Source organism: Parabacteroides leei (assembly GCF_023369805.1).
GTDB lineage: Bacteria > Bacteroidota > Bacteroidia > Bacteroidales > Tannerellaceae > Parabacteroides > Parabacteroides leei.
The window spans coordinates 247,004-267,494 of sequence record NZ_JAMBQG010000004.1 but is presented as its reverse complement, the minus strand read 5'-3'; the positions used below and the strand labels follow the sequence as shown (position 1 = coordinate 267,494).

At 43.8% G+C, this 20,491-nt stretch carries 15 protein-coding genes; 6 read left to right on the top strand and 9 right to left on the bottom strand.

The window, feature by feature from the left end:
* Positions 1–10: 10 nt before the first annotated feature.
* The 9 genes from pdxA to M1P97_RS08635 all read right to left on the bottom strand — a co-directional run bounded on the left by pdxA (position 11) and on the right by M1P97_RS08635 (position 11,002).
* Positions 11–1,129, bottom strand: coding sequence for a 4-hydroxythreonine-4-phosphate dehydrogenase PdxA (gene pdxA, locus M1P97_RS08675; protein ID WP_195371966.1), 1,119 nt, complete (start codon positions 1,127–1,129; stop codon positions 11–13).
* A gap of 13 nt (positions 1,130–1,142) precedes the next feature.
* Positions 1,143–2,180: a DUF4837 family protein gene (locus tag M1P97_RS08670; RefSeq protein ID WP_249388828.1), complete on the bottom strand. Its 1,038-nt coding sequence runs from the start codon at positions 2,178–2,180 to the stop codon at positions 1,143–1,145.
* A gap of 53 nt (positions 2,181–2,233) precedes the next feature.
* Positions 2,234–3,265 carry a 23S rRNA (adenine(2503)-C(2))-methyltransferase RlmN gene (gene rlmN, locus M1P97_RS08665; protein WP_249388827.1) on the bottom strand — a complete coding sequence of 344 codons (1,032 nt, stop codon included), beginning with the start codon at positions 3,263–3,265 and terminating at the stop codon, positions 2,234–2,236.
* A gap of 123 nt (positions 3,266–3,388) precedes the next feature.
* Positions 3,389–5,527: a peptidylprolyl isomerase gene (locus M1P97_RS08660; protein ID WP_195371963.1), complete on the bottom strand. Its 2,139-nt coding sequence runs from the start codon at positions 5,525–5,527 to the stop codon at positions 3,389–3,391.
* A gap of 97 nt (positions 5,528–5,624) precedes the next feature.
* Positions 5,625–6,881, bottom strand: a complete 1,257-nt coding sequence (locus M1P97_RS08655; protein ID WP_195371962.1) for a hemolysin family protein — start codon at positions 6,879–6,881, stop codon at positions 5,625–5,627.
* A gap of 1 nt (position 6,882) precedes the next feature.
* Positions 6,883–7,551: an LPS export ABC transporter periplasmic protein LptC gene (lptC, locus tag M1P97_RS08650; RefSeq protein ID WP_195371961.1), complete on the bottom strand. Its 669-nt coding sequence runs from the start codon at positions 7,549–7,551 to the stop codon at positions 6,883–6,885.
* 2 nt (positions 7,552–7,553) lie between these two features.
* Positions 7,554–8,918, bottom strand: coding sequence for a tetratricopeptide repeat protein (locus M1P97_RS08645; protein WP_195371960.1), 1,365 nt, complete (start codon positions 8,916–8,918; stop codon positions 7,554–7,556).
* A 31-nt stretch (positions 8,919–8,949) separates the two neighbouring features.
* Positions 8,950–10,236 (bottom strand): PorV/PorQ family protein, encoded by a 1,287-nt coding sequence (locus M1P97_RS08640; protein ID WP_249388826.1) that lies wholly within the window; start codon positions 10,234–10,236, stop codon positions 8,950–8,952.
* Positions 10,223–11,002 (bottom strand): type III pantothenate kinase, encoded by a 780-nt coding sequence (locus tag M1P97_RS08635; protein ID WP_195371958.1) that lies wholly within the window; start codon positions 11,000–11,002, stop codon positions 10,223–10,225. The genes M1P97_RS08640 and M1P97_RS08635 overlap by 14 nt, the downstream gene beginning before the upstream one ends.
* A 421-nt stretch (positions 11,003–11,423) precedes the next feature.
* On the opposite strand from M1P97_RS08635, the gene M1P97_RS08630 reads away from it, so the two are divergent.
* The 6 genes from M1P97_RS08630 (at position 11,424) to ald (ending at position 20,440) form a co-directional block, all read left to right on the top strand.
* The gene (locus M1P97_RS08630; protein ID WP_075556531.1) at positions 11,424–11,666 is read left to right on the top strand and encodes a GlsB/YeaQ/YmgE family stress response membrane protein; all 243 of its coding nucleotides are present in this window, start codon (positions 11,424–11,426) and stop codon (positions 11,664–11,666) included.
* Between the two features lie 137 nt (positions 11,667–11,803).
* Positions 11,804–12,985, top strand: coding sequence for a lipoprotein N-acyltransferase Lnb domain-containing protein (locus M1P97_RS08625; RefSeq protein ID WP_195371957.1), 1,182 nt, complete (start codon positions 11,804–11,806; stop codon positions 12,983–12,985).
* Between the two features lie 16 nt (positions 12,986–13,001).
* On the top strand, positions 13,002–14,591 hold the full coding sequence (locus tag M1P97_RS08620) for an alkaline phosphatase family protein (RefSeq protein ID WP_195371956.1): 1,590 nt from the start codon (positions 13,002–13,004) through the stop codon (positions 14,589–14,591).
* A gap of 61 nt (positions 14,592–14,652) precedes the next feature.
* A complete protein-coding gene (secA, locus tag M1P97_RS08615; RefSeq protein WP_195371955.1) occupies positions 14,653–18,024 on the top strand; it encodes a preprotein translocase subunit SecA in 3,372 nt (1,123 codons plus the stop codon).
* An 84-nt stretch (positions 18,025–18,108) separates the two neighbouring features.
* Complete coding sequence (locus M1P97_RS08610) at positions 18,109–19,260, top strand: glycerate kinase family protein (protein WP_249388824.1); 1,152 nt, start codon at positions 18,109–18,111, stop codon at positions 19,258–19,260.
* Between the two features lie 73 nt (positions 19,261–19,333).
* Positions 19,334–20,440 carry an alanine dehydrogenase gene (gene ald, locus M1P97_RS08605; RefSeq protein WP_195374241.1) on the top strand — a complete coding sequence of 369 codons (1,107 nt, stop codon included), beginning with the start codon at positions 19,334–19,336 and terminating at the stop codon, positions 20,438–20,440.
* Positions 20,441–20,491: the final 51 nt, after the last annotated feature.

Here is a 20,491-nt window from a genome sequence, read left to right as displayed (position 1 = left end):
AAAGCGTAATTTATTGAGGACATACATCCGTATCATCGTCCTCCTTAGTAAGATCCAGCTTTTCATTATCGCCTCCTTTATCAAAATATTGTTTACGGAGTGGATTGGCTGTTGCTTCACGATAGATCAACCGGTTCTGATAAATATCCAGGGCAGCATACAAAGCCTGGCGGAAAGACTCTTCCGAAGCTATATTCTGCCCTGCGATATCATAAGCAGTACCATGTGCCGGAGAAGTACGTACCACAGACAAACCGGCCGTATAATTAACTCCGTCATCCATCGCCAGCGTCTTGAATGGAGCCAGTCCCTGATCATGATACATAGCCAGGACACCGTCAAATTTATCATACATCTGCGACCCGAAGAATCCGTCGGCGGCATAAGGTCCGAAAGACATTACACCTCTTTTCTCTGCCTCTTGCATTGCCGGGATAATGATCGTTTCTTCTTCCTTTCCCAGCAGACCGTTGTCTCCTGCATGAGGATTTAAAGATAATACGGCAATACGTGGCTTTACGATTCCGAAATCCTGCTTGAGCGATTGATTGAATATACGCAATTTCGACATAATATCTTCCACGGTTATCCTGGATGGAACTTCCGAAAGAGGAATATGTCCGGTCACCAAAGCAACCCGCAAACTATCCTTCATCAGGATCATCAAGGCTTTCCGGCCTACTCCGCCAAAACGTTCTTCCAGATATTCCGTATGACCCGGAAAATGGAACTGGTCATTTTGTATATTATGCTTGTTGATCGGTGCTGTCAGTAAAACATCGACAGCACCACGTTTCAGATCTGCGACTGCAGCTTCCAGCGACAGAAAAGCAGCTTCACCGGCAATAGTTGTCGATTGTGACAACTCGACCTTCGTCTCGTCATCCACACAGTTAATAATATTAACGCGGTTAACACCGGCATCCTCTGCCTGAGAGATAATATTCATATTCACAGGGGGCAGCTCCAGTGCTTTCCGGTGATAGGCGGCAATCTTTGACGAACCGTATATGATCGGAGTACAAAGTTCTGCTACCCTGGCATCTGAGAATGTTTTCAATATCACCTCATATCCGATGCCATTTATATCTCCGTGGGTAATGCCCACCTTTATCAATCGTTCTTCCATATATTATGTTTGTTTATTTCTTATTTTCAGGAATATCCAGCGTTTCATCTACGGACTTGTTAAATTCACCCGGCAGACGAAGTGTATATAATGCAGCCTCTATACGACGAATGAAATTACGTTTATCTGTCTCCGGGGCAAAAACAAAACCTTCGGCCACAACGACCCGGTTGTTCTTTTCATCCAGGCGAACATGGCTGACAAACGGCCCACCCATCATATCACCGACCATTTTCCATAAACCGCGTAACACGCCACAATACTGTCCATTCACTGTTATCGGCGTGTAACTTACATCGGCACGCGTTTCGGTTGCCATATAAGATTCAGGAAAAGCTCCCGGCAAATTCTTTTTCAATACAGAATCACGCTTTGCTACCAAATACTCGGCAGTAAAAGTATTTGGATCCGTATAAGGGAATGTATATACGATTAAATCAGTACGTCCGGTGTTCGCATTATTGGATGCCCAGAAGAAATCAGTAGTATCACGATAATAAGTCATATTCGCCGGAGCATTGAGCATCAGGTCATGATTTTTTTTCAGATTATCCATAACGACCGTACTATAATCTTTCTGCAACTGATTCATGGCACGATTCATTTCCGTCTTTACGAAGAAATCGACCAATGCTTTCGGATGTGCTTCCGTATATTCGATGATAGCTTCCGGAGAAGGGGCATTTAATGTTACGACCACCTGCCCATTTGCCCAACGGTCGTTTTCATAACTTACAGAAGCTTTCGTATAAATAGCAGGATCGATATTTACGATCAGAATATTACGGACATAAGTCAATAACCCATCGAATTGAGAAGGATCCACATAAGTTATTTTTAATGCGGGTTCAGATTGAGGAAGTCCCGGGACATCGGATGTCAGCTCTTTTTTAACAGCCATTCCCGAAGGGCCATCCCAGTTTGCTTTTTTCATTACAACAACCACTTCATAAGCAAGTCCTGTAGCCCGTTTTCCAACCGGCCCAGAGCTGCATGCTCCCAGCAATACCAGAAACACGGATAAGCTAATCAGTAAAGAAATCTTTTTCATACCCATTCTTTTATAACACAAATATAATTCTTTTCTCTTAAATGACTTGTATTCTATCCCTTTTGTTGTTTTTTAGCAGTGGACAACATTCCACAAGCAGCAAATATATCTTCCCCCCTGGAAGCCCGAATCGTACAGATTATTCCGGCATTATTCAATATATCGCGAAATGTTTCCATCTTTACCAGATCCGAACTTTCCAACGGAACATCGGGTATAGCATGAAAACGGATCAGGTTTACCCGGCAGTCCAAGGTCTTTAATAAACAAATCAATGCTTTAGCATGTTGCGGACTATCGTTTAAATTTTTAAAAACAATATATTCAAATGACACCCGCCGCTGGTGTGAGAAATCATATCCCTTAAGTAACTCGATGATACTTTGTGCCGGATAAGCTTTTTCCACAGGCATTAACGACAATCGCTCTTCATGATAAGGAGAATGTAGGCTTACGGCCAGATGACAGTCGCTCTCCTCCAAAAACCGTTTCAACCCCTTGGCAACACCGATTGTCGAAACCGTTATCCTTTTAGGGCTCCAGGCATATCCATAGGAGGATGTCAGGATCTCAAGAACTTTAAAAAGTTCGTCCACATTATCCAACGGCTCTCCCATTCCCATAAAGACCAGATTCGTCAGACTGTCGGATTCCGGCAGAGATTGTATCTGATTCAGTATCTGATTAGCTGTAAGGTTCATTGTAAACCCCTGTTTTCCGGTCATACAGAACAGACAGTTCATTTTACATCCGACCTGGGAAGAGACACACAAAGTTGCACGATCGTCTGTCGGGATATAAACAGCCTCGACAAAGTTACCAGTACCGGCAGCAAACAAATATTTTATCGTTCCGTCTACCGACTTCATACAATCTACAGGCGGAACGGCACCCACTTCAAAAGACTCTTCCATTTGTGTCCGTTTAGCTGCCGCAATATTAGTCATTTCAGCGATAGAGGTAACTTTCTTCTTATACAGCCAGTCGGCCATCTGTTTAGCAGCATAACCTGGTAATCCGGTCTCTGCAGCCACCTCCTTCAGTTCGTCCAGCGTCATACCCAACAATCGTCTTTTCTCTTGCATTGTTTTATTTATATAACGATTAATCCGGTACAAAGATAAAAAAAGCTGCCGGACTTTTCTGAATAAGTCCGGCAGCTTTCTATTAAAGGTAGAGTTATTACCTTTTGTTATCTTTATTTCAAATTAGAAGAAACGTACTCGGTTATCTTCTACTTCTGCTTTGTTCACCAGTGACTGGATAGCCTGGAAGCCGAAACGATATGCGTTAGAAGCATCCAATGTGCGGATTTCGTCAGCTTCATTGAATTCTTTAGCATCTTTGTTTCTGTCATATACTTTGAATACATATACGCCATTGTTTCCAATTACAGGTTCGCTCAACTGACCAACCTCTGCAATAGAAACCATTGCATTCATTTTCGGTTCTACACCGATACCGGCAATACGACGTGTTCCAAAGTTGATAAACTTAACAGAGTCTACTCTTGAACCCATTGCATCTGCATAAGCATCGATAGATGTCAGATTTTTAGCTTTCAGATCGGCTGCGATCTTTTCACCCTTCTTCTGAGCAGCCAGTTCAGCTCTCAAAGCCGGAGTAACAGAAGCAACAGAACGATAACCTTCTTTCAAAGTACCTTCAACACCTGCAATAACAAACTTATCGTCACATTCGAAGATCTCAGAGATTTTACCTTTATCGTTCTGGAAAGCCCAACGGATTACCGGACGAGAATTTTTAATGCTACCCAAAGTCTGGTTGTCGGCTGTTACAGTTACACCTGAGATCAGGTTATAACCAGCTTCTTTAGCTGCATCATCCAACTTAGCCAGATCGCTGTTCTTTGAAATGAACTGATTCAACTCATTGTAAATGTTGCTATAAGTTTTAGAGCTCGGAGATACAGTCATATCGATATCAGCCACCTTGTACTTATTCACATTATTTGTTTTTTCAGTAACCTTTACCAAGTGAGTACCGTATAAAGATTTTACTTTTACTACATTATTCACCGGAGTTGAGAATACGGCATTTTTGAAATCGTCGTTTACACCTCTCAGTGCAGTGATTTCTGTAAACCATCCCAGCTCACCACCATTTTCAGCAGCCTGGTCAGCAGAGAATTGTTTTGCCAGTTCAGCAAAGTCACCACCATTCTTCAGTACGTTCATCAAGCTATCAGCCAAAACAGTTGTACGAGCTTCGTCACCCGTGTTAGCCAACATGATATGACTTACTTTTACCGAGTCAGGAGCAACTGTCTTGTCAACCAGCTTAAACATTCTGTATTTGTCATTATCGAATACCGGACCGTACACAGCACCAACTTCGGCAGTAGTTGCGAACTGCTTCATTTCCGGATCAAATGCATTTTCAGTGAAGAAAGCATCCATATAAGGTACTTCCGAATTTTCATTTACAATATCAGCAACCTTTTCTGAAGTCTTGAATTCTTCTTTCAAAGATTCGATATCTGCACTCGCTTTGTCATAGTCTTCCTGGCTCGGACGAATATCAACAGCGATGTATTTAATAACCTTACCTTCTTTTTGTTTGTAAAGCTCTTTGCGCTGGTTGTACAGCTTTTCAATTTCGCTCTTGCTAACATCAACTGTCGAATCGGGAATACTTGCATACGACTGCATAGCATATACGATGTCTGAGTTTTCTGAAACATCATTGAAAGCTTCTTTTGCATCCAGTACATTTGCAGAAACAGCCTTGCTTAACAAAGTTGTATATTTTTGTTCCAGACGCTGACGTTTGATGTTCTTTTCCCAGAACAACCAGAAGTTACGAGCCTGGATCAACTGTGCCTGCTGGTCTGCAGGATAGTTTGCGATATTATCGTCATCGATAGTCTTCAGGAAGTTCAACAAAGCTGTTTTGTCGAATTGTCCGGTCTGCGGATTAACGAACATCTGCATCTGTTGGATCATCGGTGAAATGTTTTCACCCTGAACCATATCAAACAGTTCTTCCGGACCAACCTGCATACCTAATTTATCAGTTGCTTCATCCAGTACAACTTCCTGTACCATCGCATCGAATACCGACTGACGGATCTGATTCATATATTCCTCAGGAAGGCTGCTCTGACCAGACTGCATTTTATACATCTCGGTCATTTCGTCAATACGTCCCTGATAATCCTGAATTTTAATTACTTCCCCGTCAACCTTAGCAACTCTCTCCTGAGATTGTCTGAAATAAGTAGAACCGGAGTTCAAAAAGTCTCCAATGATAAAAGCGAACAGCGCCAACCCCACAACGAGTACGAGCAGTCCTGCTTTGCTTCTGATTTTTTCCAGCGTAGCCATTTATCGTTATTTATTTTTAAAGTTTATATTTTACAGTTTAAGGGCACGAAGATACGAAAAAAAGGATTTGTTACATCTTTTATTCCGTTTTTTTTCATTAACCACCTACTTTCATTCGTACAAGTTCTATTTTTGTAGCTGTAACTTTTATTATTTTGAACGTATACTTATCAATTACGATTGATTCATTCAATTTAGGAAATTTTTGATAGAAATGTAAAATATACCCGGCAATCGTCACATAGTCGTCCGACTCCGGAAGCTCAAGATTGAACTTTTCATTCAATGAATCGATCTCCATACGGCCGGATACAAGATACTCGTCATCCGCCACCTTTCGGGCAACGTACGACTTCATGTCGTGTTCATCTTCAATCTCTCCGAAGATCTCTTCCACAAGGTCTTCCAAAGTCACAATTCCGGATGTACCGCCAAACTCGTCTACCACGACAGCCAGGCTTTTCTTTTCCTGCATTAATATCTTCATCAGTTTATTCGCAGCCATCGTTTCCGGCACAATGGAAATATCTTTTATATTCTGCGTCCAATCTTCCGGGTTCTTAAACAATTCCGAAGAATGGATATAACCTATAATATCGTCTATATTTTCGTTATATATCAATATCTTCGACAAACCCGTCTCAATAAATTTAGAACGGAGTTCCTCTATATTGACTGTTGTGTCGCAAGCAACGATCTCTGTCCTCGGAACGATACAATCGCGCAACCGCACATTTGAGAAGTCCAGGGCATTCTGAAAGATCTTCACTTCCGTATCCATATCCGAATTGGACGGAGCATCGTCGATACTTTGTTGTATAAAAAAGTCCAGATCCACCTTGCCCAGCGTACGGGCCGTAGAACCTGATACCTCCTTTACTCCTATCAGTTTTAAAATCAGATACGAAACAAGTGCTGAAAACTTGGAGATAGGATATAATAATATATATATAATGAATAGAGGTACCGAAAACAGGTTCAGTGAAAAGTTGGGATTCAGTTTAAAGATCGTTTTCGGGATAAACTCTCCTGTGAATAAAATCAAAAGGGTTGAAATGATCGATTGTACGAATACGATCAGCGCTTCATTGTCTACGAACCTTGCAATGAATGGTTCCAATATAATTGCCATCTGCAAACCATACACAACCAACGCAATATTATTGCCGACCAGCATCGTAGAAATAAACTGGTTCGGATTCCGGTAAAAGATATCCAGTATCTTTCCGGCTATAGTTTTATTCTTTTTATCCAGTTCGTGCCTCAGCTTGTTTGAAGAGATAAATGCGATCTCCATCCCTGAAAAAAAAGCTGAGAAAGCTAATGATATTAATATGTACGTCAATGCATTCACACTAATCTTTTTTTATTGAATCGGCCTTTGCCACATCCATAACCGTCGAATCGGAAGCTGTATTCACTCTCGACGAGTCACGAGGAGCTTCGTTTACAGGGAAAGTCCCTTGTGAATTAAATATCTTATACTTCGTCATATTTTGATTAGACTCAAAACCGATACCTGTAATAACCTTCTCTCCTTCCTGCAGCTCAAAATATTCATCCGTATGAATTTTATCTTCCTTCTGGTCGATAAACAGTATCGAAGTATCTAATTTCTTTCCTTCCAAGCTCAATATACTCACGTGACCGATCAGTTTATATAATCCTTTCTTGTCCCAATAGTAAGCAGTATCAGCCTTTACACTTGCTTCTACATTAAATAAAGAATCAAATTTTTCCACATAAACTCCTTGAGGAAAATAAGAATGAGGCTCCTTGGCCTTACCAAATACCAACCACTCTTTCGCATTCAGCCTATAACGAGTAATCCCCGAGTCGGAGATCAAGCTGGTGGCATCAGTGGTTCTCATCGTATAAGTATTTTCCGGATCGAAAGCAACTTCGACCACTTCTTTATTCTCTTTCCCACAAGACGCCATAAATAAAAGAAGCATAACAACCACCGCGAAGGTAGTTGTTATGCTATATTTTCCCGTTTTACAAAGAAAACGCGTTTCAGTCATAATTATCTGATTGTTGTACGTTCTCCGATCCAACCACCAACAGTGAATTGTTTACCCTTTTCCAGATCCGGGTGCATAAATACTTCTTCCGTTGAAGGTAGGTGGGCACGATAGGTTCCAATTAATTTGTTTGCTTCATCTATACAACTTTCATCAACCTGTTTCGCTTTCTCCCATTTATCGATAGCAACATTGTAGGCAGCTCTTGCCAGTACACCGTCATTCGGGAATACATTCTTTACTGTCGCTGCATACATTTGTCCGATCAGGATATAAGGCTGCCCGTAGCTTGAATTTGCAGCAGCAGCCTTCAAAGCATATTCCCTTGCTTTTGAATAACTCTTCTGGTCGTAATTAAGCAAAGCGATCATATAATAGTCTTCAGCTTTTGAAGAAGGATCTGTTTCCATATTGGCAGCTTCTTCAAAATATTTGATAGCTTTATCATAATCTTTGTTCTTTACAGCCTGTTTTGCAATACCGATAGCAGCATCAGCACTCGGTTCCAGTTGATAAGCATAACCGGCAGCAGCAAAAAATGCATCGATTTCCTGACAACGAACACGTCTCAGTAAAGTTACGATCTCTTTCAAAGCAGCCAAATCATTTTTACTTTCTTCCACTTTAGGAGCATACAGACTCTGCAGCGTTTCGCAATCGGCAGCACCACTATTAGCAAACGCACCGTTTACACTTGTTTTAAATGTAGTCAGGTTGTTTACTTCTTTTTCGTTGTTAGCAGCCTGTGCAGCCTGCAACTGAGCATCCAGGATTTTTGAAGCTTTCAGATAATCTTCTACATACTGACCTTTATGATTAGGATCGTCTGCCATCATCTGATAAGAAGCGAACATATATAAAGAAACGCCTAATGCTTCAGTTTTGTCACCAAATTCATTGATAATTTCACCTAACCAGCCGTATAGTTTCTTATAATCGGCTTTGTCACCCATCTGCTGGATATAATCCTGTGCTTTACGAGAAACAATCCAGTCTTTTCCGTAACGTCTGTCGTCACCGAAATATTTCACACGTTTATCGTATACGGCCATCAGGTCGTCAACCAAAGCAGCTTTCTTAGCCGGATCCTTTTCATTGGCGATCTTCCACGCCATAATCTTCACACCATGCAAATAAATATCCTTTGTTGCAGCAGGACATTCATCGTACACAATTTTCCAAAAATCGTAAGCGTCCTTAAAATTTCCAGCTTTCGCATAAGGAACGAATAAGCTGATATTGGTAATACAACGGATACTGTCTTCACCAGATCCGAACTGCGTACCATTATCTACTCCTTTCTGTGCATGAGCGCCAAATGCTCCTAAGGAACATGCAGCGGCAATCAATAATACCTTTATTTTCATATCTGTTTTTAATTTAAGTTAGCAATTTAAATTATTCAACTTTTTTCTTCCAGAACCACATTTCGTTAAATGTGTAGTTAACAGTAAAACGGAAATACTGTTCGTCAATCATATTCACACCTCCAGGCTTAATCTTTGTGTATTCAAAAGACACATTTATCAGAGAACGGTTATCAATCAACGGTAATCCCATACCAACGCTTACTCCATATTCATTATACCCGTTACCTTTATAAGCAGGATCCTCATTTTCATTATTTATCATCAGATAAGAGTTGCTGTAATGGGCACCTGCACGATATCTTACCCGGCTGAAGAAATTACGATTTTGAGCATTCGGAATAAACTCACCACCGGCAGCTACACGTACACGATTCTTAAAGTTATTATCCGAACTGTAGAAATGAGCCTTACCCCATGTTTCGTACAATACATCCGCAGCCAATGTCAATTTATCCTTTTTTACGTAAGAGGCACCAAAACCGAATGAATTCGGAATATCATAAGTCTGGTTTTTCAGTGTATCGGAACTGATAACCTCCGAAGCTCCGTTTTCAGTATACTTCACAGACGTATTGGTATACGTTGAATGCAACCGTTTTTTCGGTGAAAAGGTCAAACCCAGAGTTACCTCTTCGGTTTTACTGATCGGGTGTGTATACTGCACTCCGAAATCCATTTTCAAATCCCGCACTTCCAGATTCTGACTCCGGTTCGCATTGTATGTATTTCCGGTACCTACAATAGAATACTGTTCATGCTTGATATTACCAAAAAAGTATCCGAAATTTGCTCCTACAGAAAGACGCTTCTTCCATATATCTATAGACAATCCTACATACAAATCGTTTAATCCGCCGGATCCATTATATGTTTCCACATAATTCAGATTGGCCTCATTCGTTCTTTGTGCACCGAAGCTATACCCTACATACGAATAAGGTAAAAGCCCGACACTCATGGCTAAACGTTTATGTATTGGGAACTGCAAAGCGATATATTCTACATTTCCATTCACATTATTTTGCTTATTGATTCCGTCATCGAACCATGAAAGTTGGCCGGATGCTCCAAAATCAAACAGAAATGTCAACGAATCCATACAGCTATAAGACGCCGGGTTCATTGGGTTTATCTGTTTCGGCGATCTCAGTCCGACACCAACGCCCCCCATTGCCCGTCCGGCTCCGAATGAACGATCAGCTAATTCACCATACCCAAACCGGGTATAGGGCGAGTTAGTGTTATTTTGTGCCGCTAGCGACAACTGCGTAAATATAAGAATGCTTGCTATTAGTAGCTTATTAATCTTCAACATTATACTCTAAGATTCTGTTTAATCCTGTCAACACTAAATTAATGTCTGCAAAGATGGAGTTTTTTAGCCGTCTTTCAAAATAAAACGAATGACCGCCTGTTAAAAAAACCAAAAGGTTAGGATATTTTATCCGTAACATCTCGATGTATCCATCCATCTCGTAAACAATACCATTTACTACTCCTGCCTGAATAGCACTCTCAGTACTGGTGCCCATAAGGGGGATCTCCTCCTGTTCCGTCACCAAAGGTAGTTTTTTTGTATAAAAGTTCAAAGCTTTGAAACGGGTAGTCATTCCCGGAGAGATATTCCCCCCCAGAAAAGTGCCTGAAGCTTCAATCAATTCATAAGTAATTGCTGTGCCAGCGTCGATGACCAGCAGGTCTTTTCCCGGTTCCAGGTAATTAGCCCCGACAGCCGCAGCCAACCGGTCTTTCCCCAATGTTTCGGGCGTTTCATATTGAACCGTAATAGGCAACTTTACTGTTTCATCCAGAAAGATAAAGCGCTGAAGTTTTCCCCGGAGGTAATCGTTCAGCTCTTCATTTTTGCCTATGACAGTCGACAATATTCCATGTTTAAAATCGTATTTCCCAAAGAGAGACTCCAATTCATCAACATCGAATTTCTTGTACACAAAGGAGGCTTCCATATGCCATCCGTTGTATACCGCAACTTTTGAAGAGGTGTTTCCTTGTTCTATAATTAAATTCACGTGACTGAAATTTTCCGCAAAGAAAAACAAAATTGACGAAATAACATGCATAACCGGAGGATAACCTGCTAAATTTCTTTGAGAGTCCGCCTTTTTCAATAAAGATAAACTAAAAAAAGAGTACAATCCCGAAAATACTCTACCCGATCAAAACCCGAACTTCCCGCATCCTATTCCGACCAACCAGTGAAGAAATATTCCCTACCTCGTGGAGAAATATTCGTTCGACAAAGGTCGGATAGCTGTCTGACACTTGTAGGATAGCTGTCTGACACTTGTGGGATAGCTGTCTGACCCGGCTCGGACAGCTGTTCGACCTTTGTCGAACAAAGAAAATATCGGCACCCGGGTAAACTTTCATACCAAACAGTCCGCTTCCGGCTTATGATGGTTCTTTTAATATCTACAGGAGATGGGAAAACAAAGCCTGCCGCTCGCTTGTTCTATCTACAAAACTAATAAAATAAAAAGTATGGGAATTATAGGTTCGATTATTATCGGTATCCTGGCAGGTTTCCTGGCCGGGAAGATATTGAAAGGAAGTGGATTCGGGTTGATAGTAAACCTGATAGTAGGTATTATAGGCGGTGTATTAGGCGGATGGATATTCGGCCTGCTCGGACTCAGTGTAAACGGAGTGATCGGCAGTCTGGTCATGTCCACAATCGGTGCAATCGTTTTATTATGGATCGTTTCACTATTCAAAAGATCTTAGATAGGCAGAAAAAAGACAATTGGCGGGGATTTCGTACAGCATATAATATAACCTGTAATGAAATAACCGTCAATTGACCGTGACCAATTGTCAATTAAAAAAATAGCTCTACCTTTGTGCGGTAAAACAAATATCGTATGAAAAAAAGTTTGCTTCTGCTTTTCCTGTTCCTTTTGCTGATCCCGGCAAAAGCACAAAACAGATTAAGTGATGGAGCGCAGATCAGCATATTGACGGCAGCTCCATCCAATGATGAAGTATATACTTTATATGGACATACAGCCATACGGGTTAAAGATACTTTGCATAAGCTCGATGTTGTATTCAACTATGGTATTTTCGACTTCTCAAAACCCAACTTCATCTATCGTTTTACGAAAGGGGAAACGGATTATAAACTGGCTGCGTACAATTTCTCACATTATATAGTAGAATATCAGATGCGGGGAAGCGAAGTAACCGAACAGGTACTGAACCTCACCCCAGAAGAGATCGATAAAATATGGAATGCGCTGATCAACAACGCACAGCCGGAGAATGCCGTTTACCGGTACAATTTCTTTTTCGATAACTGCGCCACTCGTCCGGTTGCAATCGTAGAAGAACAGGTGAATGGAGAAGTCAGATATAACGATCCTCCCAAGCCGCAGACATTCCGCGACCTTATTAATTACTGTACGCGTAACAATCCATGGCTTACTTTCGGATGCGACCTGGCACTCGGAAGCCCGACAGACCGCGTAGCCACTCCGCACGAAATGATGTTCCTGCCTGTATATTTGAAAGACGAATTCGAAAAGGCAACGATCGTCAACCCCGACGGGAGCGAAAGAATGCTCGTAAAATCAACCACACGCATTGCAGAAAAGGTGACAGACGACGATCAGGGGAATAAAGAGTGGTTCACTCCTATGTTTTGCAGCATACTTATTTTCCTGCTGGTACTGTTTACAACCTATATCGAATGGAAGAAAAAAACATATTTCCGCTTGGTGGATTGTATCCTCTTTCTCCTTGCAGGAGTGGCAGGTACGGTGTTGTTTTTCCTCTGCTTTATATCGACTCATCCCTGCATCTGGCCTAACTGGTCGATCGTATGGTTGCAACCATTCGACCTGGTTGCTGTTATTTTGTTTGCAGTAAAAAAGTTCGGAAAGGCTGCATATTATTATCATTTTATTAACTTTGCGGCGCTTACGCTATTGTTGGCGGGTTGGTATTTCATCCCACAGCATTTAAATATAGCCTTTATTCCGCTTGTCGCCACCCTTTGGCTACGTTCAGGATTCGGTATATACAGAGGGCGGATGCACAATTGAAGATATGGACAATCGAATGAGAAAAATAATAACGTCGCTTATCGCGATCCTGGTAGTCACTAACCTGGAGGCACAACAACGTACCCCCAAGTTGGTGGTTTGCATTACCGTCGATCAACTGAGGGGCGATTATGTAGAATATTTTTACAACACATTCGGCGAACGTGGTTTCAAACGGTTGATGAACGAAGGTCTGGTATACAACAATATCAAATTCGAGTTCTCCAACATCGACCAGGCGAGCGCTTTTGCCACCCTATTCACCGGAAGCAACCCTTGCTTTAGCGGTATCAGCGGAGGTAAATACTACGATTTCGATAAGGACAAAGAAGTCTCCATCCTTTACGATGCCGATTATCTGGGAAACTATACCCGCGAGAATTACTCTCCTAAAAAGATGTTCAGCTCCACGATCGGAGACGAACTGAAAATAGCCTCCAAAGGCAGAAGTGATGTCTACTCCATCGCCCCGGATGCAGAAAGTGCAATCCTTTCGGCCGGCCATGCAGCAAACGGTGCTTTCTGGATGGATGATTTGAACGGAAAATGGGCGACAACTACTTATTATAAAGGTATTCCCTGGTATGTAGACCGTTACAATAACGGAACCGAATCGTTATCGGCACGTCTGGATAAGATGATCTGGACTCCGGCCCTCCCATTGGAAAAGTATAATGCTTTCCCTTACGTGCTCGACGAAATTCCTTTTAAATATACCTTTAATGAAAAGACGCAAGATTGTTTTCCGAAGCTGAAAACAACACCTTTCATTAATAAAGAGATAAACAGGTTAGCCCTGCAGTTCCTTGAATATGGTGCGTTCGGTACACGAAGTTGTCCGGACATGCTGTCGATTACCTACTATGCCGGTAACTATAAGGGAACGATGAGTAAGGACTATACCCGTGAAATACAGGATACTTACTATCAACTGGATAAAGACCTGGAGCAATTGCTCGATGCCATCGATAAAAAGATAGGCCTTGCCAATACACTGGTCGTATTTACAGGTTCCGGTTATTATACAAGCGAAGAGGAATATCCGGACGGTTTGCTTATCAATGGCGGTGAGTTCCACCCGAAACGTTGCGTAGCCCTGTTGAACATGTACCTGATGGCCATGTACGGACAGCAAAGCAGCTGGGTAAAAGGATTCTACAACAACCAAATATACCTGAACCGCAAAGCCATTGAAGATGCAAAACTCGATCTGCCGACCATACAGGACAAGGCGGCCGAATTCCTGATGGAATTCAGCGGTGTACAGCATGTTACCACCGACAACGCCCTGCGTACCGGCGAATGGAACGAAGGGACTGCCAAGTTCCGTCAGGGAACCCACCACCTGAAACGCGGCGATCTGATCATCGAATTGCAGCCAGGCTGGATCATCAACAACGACAATCCGAAAGAAAAAGTTAAAATAATTCGTAATAACGCAGTAATTACCCCATTGGTATTTATGGGTAACGGTCTCAAACCGGAACATATCTACCGTGAAGTGAAAGCCACAGAGGTAGCCCCTACGGTAACCCATGTGCTGAGGATACGGCCACCGAATGCATCCCAGAGTCTGCCTCTTTGGGAGTTGACAACCAAGAAATGACAGACTAAACCCGATCGTCAACAAATAAACACTTTACGAAATAAATAAATTAATATATATCATGGGATTTAATGAAATTATGACGAAGCTGTTCGGCAACAAGTCGCAGCGAGACCTTAAAGAAATTACTCCATACGTGGATAAGATCAAGGCCGTATATCCGTCAATCAAAGCTCTCTCGAACGACGAACTGAGAGCAAAAACAGATGAAATCAAACAACGTATTCAGGATTATGTAGCTGCCGAACGTGCTCAGGTTGAAGAGCTTCGTAAAGGCATCGACGATAAAGAACTGGAAGAACGTGAATCTATCTGGGCTGAAGTAGACAAAATAGAAAAGGCTATTACAGACAAGATGGAAGAAGTGCTGGAAGAATCGCTGCCGGAAGTTTTCTCCATCATGAAAGAAACAGCACGTCGCTTTACTGAAAATGAAGAGGTTGTCGTTACGGCAACAGACTTCGACCGCGACCTGGCAACCAAATATGATTTCGTACGCATCGAAGACGATAAAGCAATCTTCCTGAATCACTGGAAAGCCGGTGGTAACGAAATTACCTGGGACATGGTCCACTACGACGTTCAGTTGTTCGGTGGTGTCGTTCTTCACAAAGGTAAGATCGCAGAAATGGCAACCGGTGAAGGTAAAACATTGGTGGCAACCCTCCCGGTATTCCTGAACGCATTGACCCGTAACGGTGTACACGTAGTAACCGTGAACGACTACCTGTCAAAACGTGACTCGGAATGGATGGGACCGCTTTATATGTTCCACGGACTTTCCGTAGACTGTATCGACAAACACCAGCCCAACTCCGATGCCCGTCGCGCCGCTTACAACGCAGATATCACCTTCGGAACAAACAACGAATTCGGTTTCGACTACCTGCGTGACAATATGGCGATCAGCCCGAACGACCTGGTACAACGCAAACACAACTACGCCATCGTCGATGAGGTCGACTCCGTATTGATCGATGATGCCCGTACCCCGTTGATCATTTCCGGTCCGATCCCCCGTGGCGAAGAACAGTTGTTCGAACAGTTCCGTCCAAACGTGGAAGTGGTTGTAAACGCACAGAAAGACCTGTGTTCAAAATTGCTGATCGAAGCCAAGAAGAAGATGGCCAGCAGCGACCCGAAAGAAGTAGAAGAAGGATCTATCCAATTATATCGTTCATTCAAGGGATATCCGCGTAACAAAGCGTTGATCAAATTCCTGAGCGAACAGGGTGTAAAAGCCCAGATGTTGAAGACTGAAGAATACTTCATGTCTGAAAACATGCGTCACATGCACGAAGCAACCGACGAACTGTACTTTGTGATCGACGAAAAAAATAACAGTATCGAACTGTCGGATAAAGGTATCGACCTGCTGACGGGTAACTCCGACGATAGCACTTTCTTCGTACTACCTGATATCACCTCCGAACTTTCCCTGTTGGAAAACTTCAAGGGATCTGAAGAAGAAAAGCAGGCGAAGAAAGACGAGATTCTGGCTAACTACTCTGTAAAAAGCGAACGCGTACATACGATCAACCAGTTACTGAAAGCCTACACATTGTTTGAAAAGGACGATGAATACGTAGTGATGGACAACAAGGTAATGATCGTTGACGAGCAGACCGGACGTATCATGGACGGTCGCCGTTATTCAGACGGTTTGCACCAGGCTATCGAAGCCAAGGAAGGAGTAAAGGTAGAAGCAGCCACACAGACATTCGCAACTATCACTCTCCAGAACTATTTCCGTATGTATCACAAGCTGTCGGGTATGACCGGTACAGCCGAAACGGAAGCAGGCGAATTCTGGGACATCTATAAACTGGATGTAGTGGTGATCCCGACCAACCGCCCGATCTCCCGTAACGATATGAACGACCGTATCTACAAGACCAAACGCGAAAAGTACGCTGCAGTTATCGACGAGATCAGCGCATTGGTTGAAGCCGGACGTCCGGTACTGGTAGGTACGACCTCCGTTGAAATCTCGGAATTGCTGAGCCGTATGCTTACCCTGCGTAAGATCAAACATAACGTATTGAATGCAAAGTTACACCAGCGTGAGGCTGAGATCGTATCGCTGGCAGGTCAAAGCGGAACGGTAACCATTGCAACCAACATGGCCGGTCGTGGTACCGACATCAAGCTATCGGCAGAAGTAAAAGCCGCAGGCGGTTTGGCTATTATCGGTACGGAACGTCACGAGAGCCGTCGTGTAGACCGCCAGTTGCGTGGTCGTGCAGGACGTCAGGGTGACCCGGGTTCTTCTGTATTCTATGTATCACTGGAAGATAACCTGATGCGCCTGTTCGCCTCCGACAAGATTGCCGGACTGATGGACAAACTGGGCTTCAAGGAAGGTGAAGTACTGGAACACAACATGTTGAGCAAATCAGTAGAACGTGCACAAAAGAAAGTAGAAGAAAACAACTTCGGTATCCGTAAACGTTTGCTGGAATACGACGATGTAATGAACTCACAACGTAACGTGATCTACACCCGCCGCCGTCACGCCCTGATGGGAGAACGTATCGGTCTGGATGTATTGAACACGATTTACGATACTTCCAATGCTATCGCCGAACAACATGCAGATGGCCTGGATTATGAAGGTTTCAAACTGGAGTTGTTCAAGACATTCGCTATGGAAAGTCCGTTCACGGAAGATGAATTCAAGAGCATGAAAGCTACGCAGTTGGCAGACAAACTGTTCGACACAGCTTTACAGACATTCAAACGCCGTATGGAACGTATGACCCAGGTGGCCAATCCGGTTATCAAACAGGTTTACGAACACCAGGGCGCGATGTACGAAAACATCCTGATCCCGGTAACAGACGGAAAACGTATGTACAACGTTTCTTGTAACCTGAAAGAGGCCTACGACACGGAATGTAAAGCGATCACGAAAGCATTCCAGAAATCAATCGTTCTGCACACCATAGATGAAGCATGGAAAGAGCACCTGCGCGAAATGGACGAACTGCGTCATTCCGTTCAGAATGCAAGCTACGAAAACAAAGATCCATTGTTGATCTACAAGCTGGAATCATACAACCTGTTCAAGATGATGGTCGACACGATGAACCGTAAGACAGCCTCTATCCTGATGCGTGGTCAGATCCCTGTTCGCGAAGAACCGACTGAAGAACAGAAACAGGCTATGGCTCAACAACAGGCTGCCGCCGCAGCTGCTGCCGCCGAACGTCAGCGTATCGAAGTAAGACAGGCCGGTCCGGAAGAACGTCAGGACATGAGCCGTTATCGTACTGAAAAGACAGATATCAGCGGAAACAATGATCCGGAAGAACGCGCCCCGCAACAACCCAAACAAGAACCGGTTCGTGCCGAAAAACGAGTAGGCCGTAACGATCTTTGCCCTTGCGGAAGCGGTAAGAAGTACAAAAACTGTCACGGACAAGGTTTATAATACCTGACAGGATAACAGATAAGGAAAGGGCAGCCATAAAAAAGCTGCCCTTTTTTGTATCTTTACCCCTCAAACGAACAGAAAATGAAAATAGTTATCGCCGTCGATTCTTTTAAAGGATGCCTCCCCTCCTCCTCTATCGCAGAGGCGGTAGAAGAAGGGATACTGAATGTTCTGCCCGGATGTGAAGTAATCAAAGTACCCATAGCCGATGGTGGCGAAGGAACCGTAGAAGCACTGGTGGATGCCACCCGGGGTAAAATAATAACCCTACCGGTACACAACCCTTTGATGCAACCGATCCGTGCCAGTTATGGTATGACAGGAGACGGACAGACGGCAATCATCGAAATGTCGGCTGCCAGCGGGCTCACCCTGATCCCTCCGAAACCGGGAAACGTCATGCATACAACGACCTACGGAACAGGCGAAATGATAGCCGATGCGATCAAACGAGGCGGCCGTAACTTCATTATCGGCGTAGGCGGCAGTGCCACAAACGATGCCGGGACAGGTATGATGCAAGCATTGGGAGTTCGATTTACCGATGAAACCGGAAATGAAGTGGAAAAAGGAGGAAAAAGTCTTTCTGCCATCCGGTCGATAGATACACGATATCAACTGGCTGAATTGCAAGATTGTACCTTCCACATAGCGACCGATGTAACCAGTCCCTTTTACGGCCCGCAGGGGGCTGCCCATATATTCGGTCCGCAAAAAGGAGGCAATGAAGAACAAATAGAGATACTGGACAAAGGCATGAAACATCTGGCCGGTCTTATTCTCGAAACGACCGGGATAGATATCGGTCGCCTGCCCGGAGCAGGAGCCGGCGGTGGCATGGGAGGCGGATGCGTGGCTTTTCTGCAAGCCAATATATCTCCCGGCATCGAACTGATTATGAACCATCTCCATTTCGATGAGATTATCCGTGGAGCGGACCTGGTGATCACCGGCGAAGGAAAAATAGACCGGCAAACCTTATTCGGTAAAGTCCCCGTCGGTATTGCCCATACAGCCGCCTCACAGCATATCCCCGTGATCGCTATCACCGGACAACTGGATATTACGGCAGACAAGGAATTACGGGAAGCCGGCCTGTCCGCCATCTTTCCTATACATCCGGCTCCCATTTCTCTGGAAAAGGCGATGCAACCCGACTACGCATACCGTAACATCCGCCGAACTATCGAACAGATCTGTTACACACTTACTTCTTTTGTCAAAAAGCAATAAAAAGCATCCCTTAGCAGCATAAAGTCAGATTTTTCCGTACATTGCAGCATAATAACTATTAAAGACTAACATTATGATCATCGGAATTCCCAAAGAAATCAAAAACAATGAGAACCGGGTAGCACTTACGCCTGCCGGAGCTAAAGAGTTGGTAAAAAAAGGGCACACCGTTTATGTACAGCATACAGCGGGTGAAAACAGTGGCTTTCCTGATGCGGCCTATGAGCAGGCAGGAGCGCAGATCCTCCCGTCTATCAACGACGTCTATCAGATTGCTGAAATGATCGTAAAGGTAAAGGAGCCGATTGCCGTAGAATACCCATTGGTACGAAAGGGACAACTGGTCTTTACTTATTTCCATTTTGCCTCGGACGAAAAACTGACACTCGCCATGATGGACAGCGGTTCGATCTGCCTGGCCTACGAAACTGTAGAAAATCCGGATGCAACGTTGCCGTTGCTTATCCCTATGAGTGAAGTGGCCGGACGTATGTCGATACAGGAAGGCGCCCGTTTCCTTGAAAAACCCCAGGGAGGAAAAGGTGTCCTTTTAGGAGGTGTTCCCGGAGTGAAACCTGCACGCGTACTGGTACTGGGTGGTGGCATAGTGGGCTACAACGCAGCATTGATGGCTGCCGGAATGGGTGCGGATGTCACGATAGCGGATATTTCCCTCCCCCGCCTGCGTTACCTGGACGAAGTGATGCCGGCCAATGTTAAGACACTCTATTCTTCCACACATAATATAGAAACGGAGCTTCCGGTCACCGACCTGGTGGTTGGTGCCGTATTGATTCCGGGAGCCAAAGCTCCCCATCTGGTCACCAAAGATATGTTGAAACTGATGAAGCCGGGCAGTGTACTGGCAGATGTAGCGATCGACCAGGGCGGTTGCTTCGAGACTTCGCACCCGACTACGCATGCCGATCCGGTTTACACTGTCGACAACATCGTTCATTATTGTGTGGCCAACATCCCGGGAGCTGTTCCGCAGACTTCCACCCTGGCACTTACGAATGCCACGTTGCCCTATGTCCTGAAACTGGCGGACAAAGGGTGGAAGGCAGCCTGTAAAGAAGATAAAAGCCTGTTCCTCGGATTGAATATTGTCGAAGGCCAAATCGTCTATCCGGCTGTTGCCGAAGCTTTCGGATTACCTTGCTATCCGGCTGTATTATAGTAAAACAAATAGGCAGATTATACGAAATCCTTCACTTACAAGGCTCGTATA

Excerpts from the sequence above, each read along its gene's own strand:
- pdxA (WP_195371966.1), bottom strand. The coding sequence starts at position 1,129 with ATGGAAGAACGATTGATAAAGGTGGGCATTACCCACGGAGATATAAAT.
- M1P97_RS08670 (WP_249388828.1), bottom strand. The coding sequence starts at position 2,180 with ATGAAAAAGATTTCTTTACTGATTAGCTTATCCGTGTTTCTGGTATTG.
- rlmN (WP_249388827.1), bottom strand. The coding sequence starts at position 3,265 with ATGCAAGAGAAAAGACGATTGTTGGGTATGACGCTGGACGAACTGAAG.
- M1P97_RS08660 (WP_195371963.1), bottom strand. The coding sequence starts at position 5,527 with ATGGCTACGCTGGAAAAAATCAGAAGCAAAGCAGGACTGCTCGTACTC.
- lptC (WP_195371961.1), bottom strand. The coding sequence starts at position 7,551 with ATGACTGAAACGCGTTTTCTTTGTAAAACGGGAAAATATAGCATAACA.
- M1P97_RS08645 (WP_195371960.1), bottom strand. The coding sequence starts at position 8,918 with ATGAAAATAAAGGTATTATTGATTGCCGCTGCATGTTCCTTAGGAGCA.
- M1P97_RS08640 (WP_249388826.1), bottom strand. The coding sequence starts at position 10,236 with ATGTTGAAGATTAATAAGCTACTAATAGCAAGCATTCTTATATTTACG.
- M1P97_RS08635 (WP_195371958.1), bottom strand. The coding sequence starts at position 11,002 with ATGCATGTTATTTCGTCAATTTTGTTTTTCTTTGCGGAAAATTTCAGT.
- M1P97_RS08630 (WP_075556531.1), top strand. The coding sequence starts at position 11,424 with ATGGGAATTATAGGTTCGATTATTATCGGTATCCTGGCAGGTTTCCTG.
- M1P97_RS08625 (WP_195371957.1), top strand. The coding sequence starts at position 11,804 with ATGAAAAAAAGTTTGCTTCTGCTTTTCCTGTTCCTTTTGCTGATCCCG.
- M1P97_RS08620 (WP_195371956.1), top strand. The coding sequence starts at position 13,002 with ATGAGAAAAATAATAACGTCGCTTATCGCGATCCTGGTAGTCACTAAC.
- secA (WP_195371955.1), top strand. The coding sequence starts at position 14,653 with ATGGGATTTAATGAAATTATGACGAAGCTGTTCGGCAACAAGTCGCAG.
- M1P97_RS08610 (WP_249388824.1), top strand. The coding sequence starts at position 18,109 with ATGAAAATAGTTATCGCCGTCGATTCTTTTAAAGGATGCCTCCCCTCC.
- ald (WP_195374241.1), top strand. The coding sequence starts at position 19,334 with ATGATCATCGGAATTCCCAAAGAAATCAAAAACAATGAGAACCGGGTA.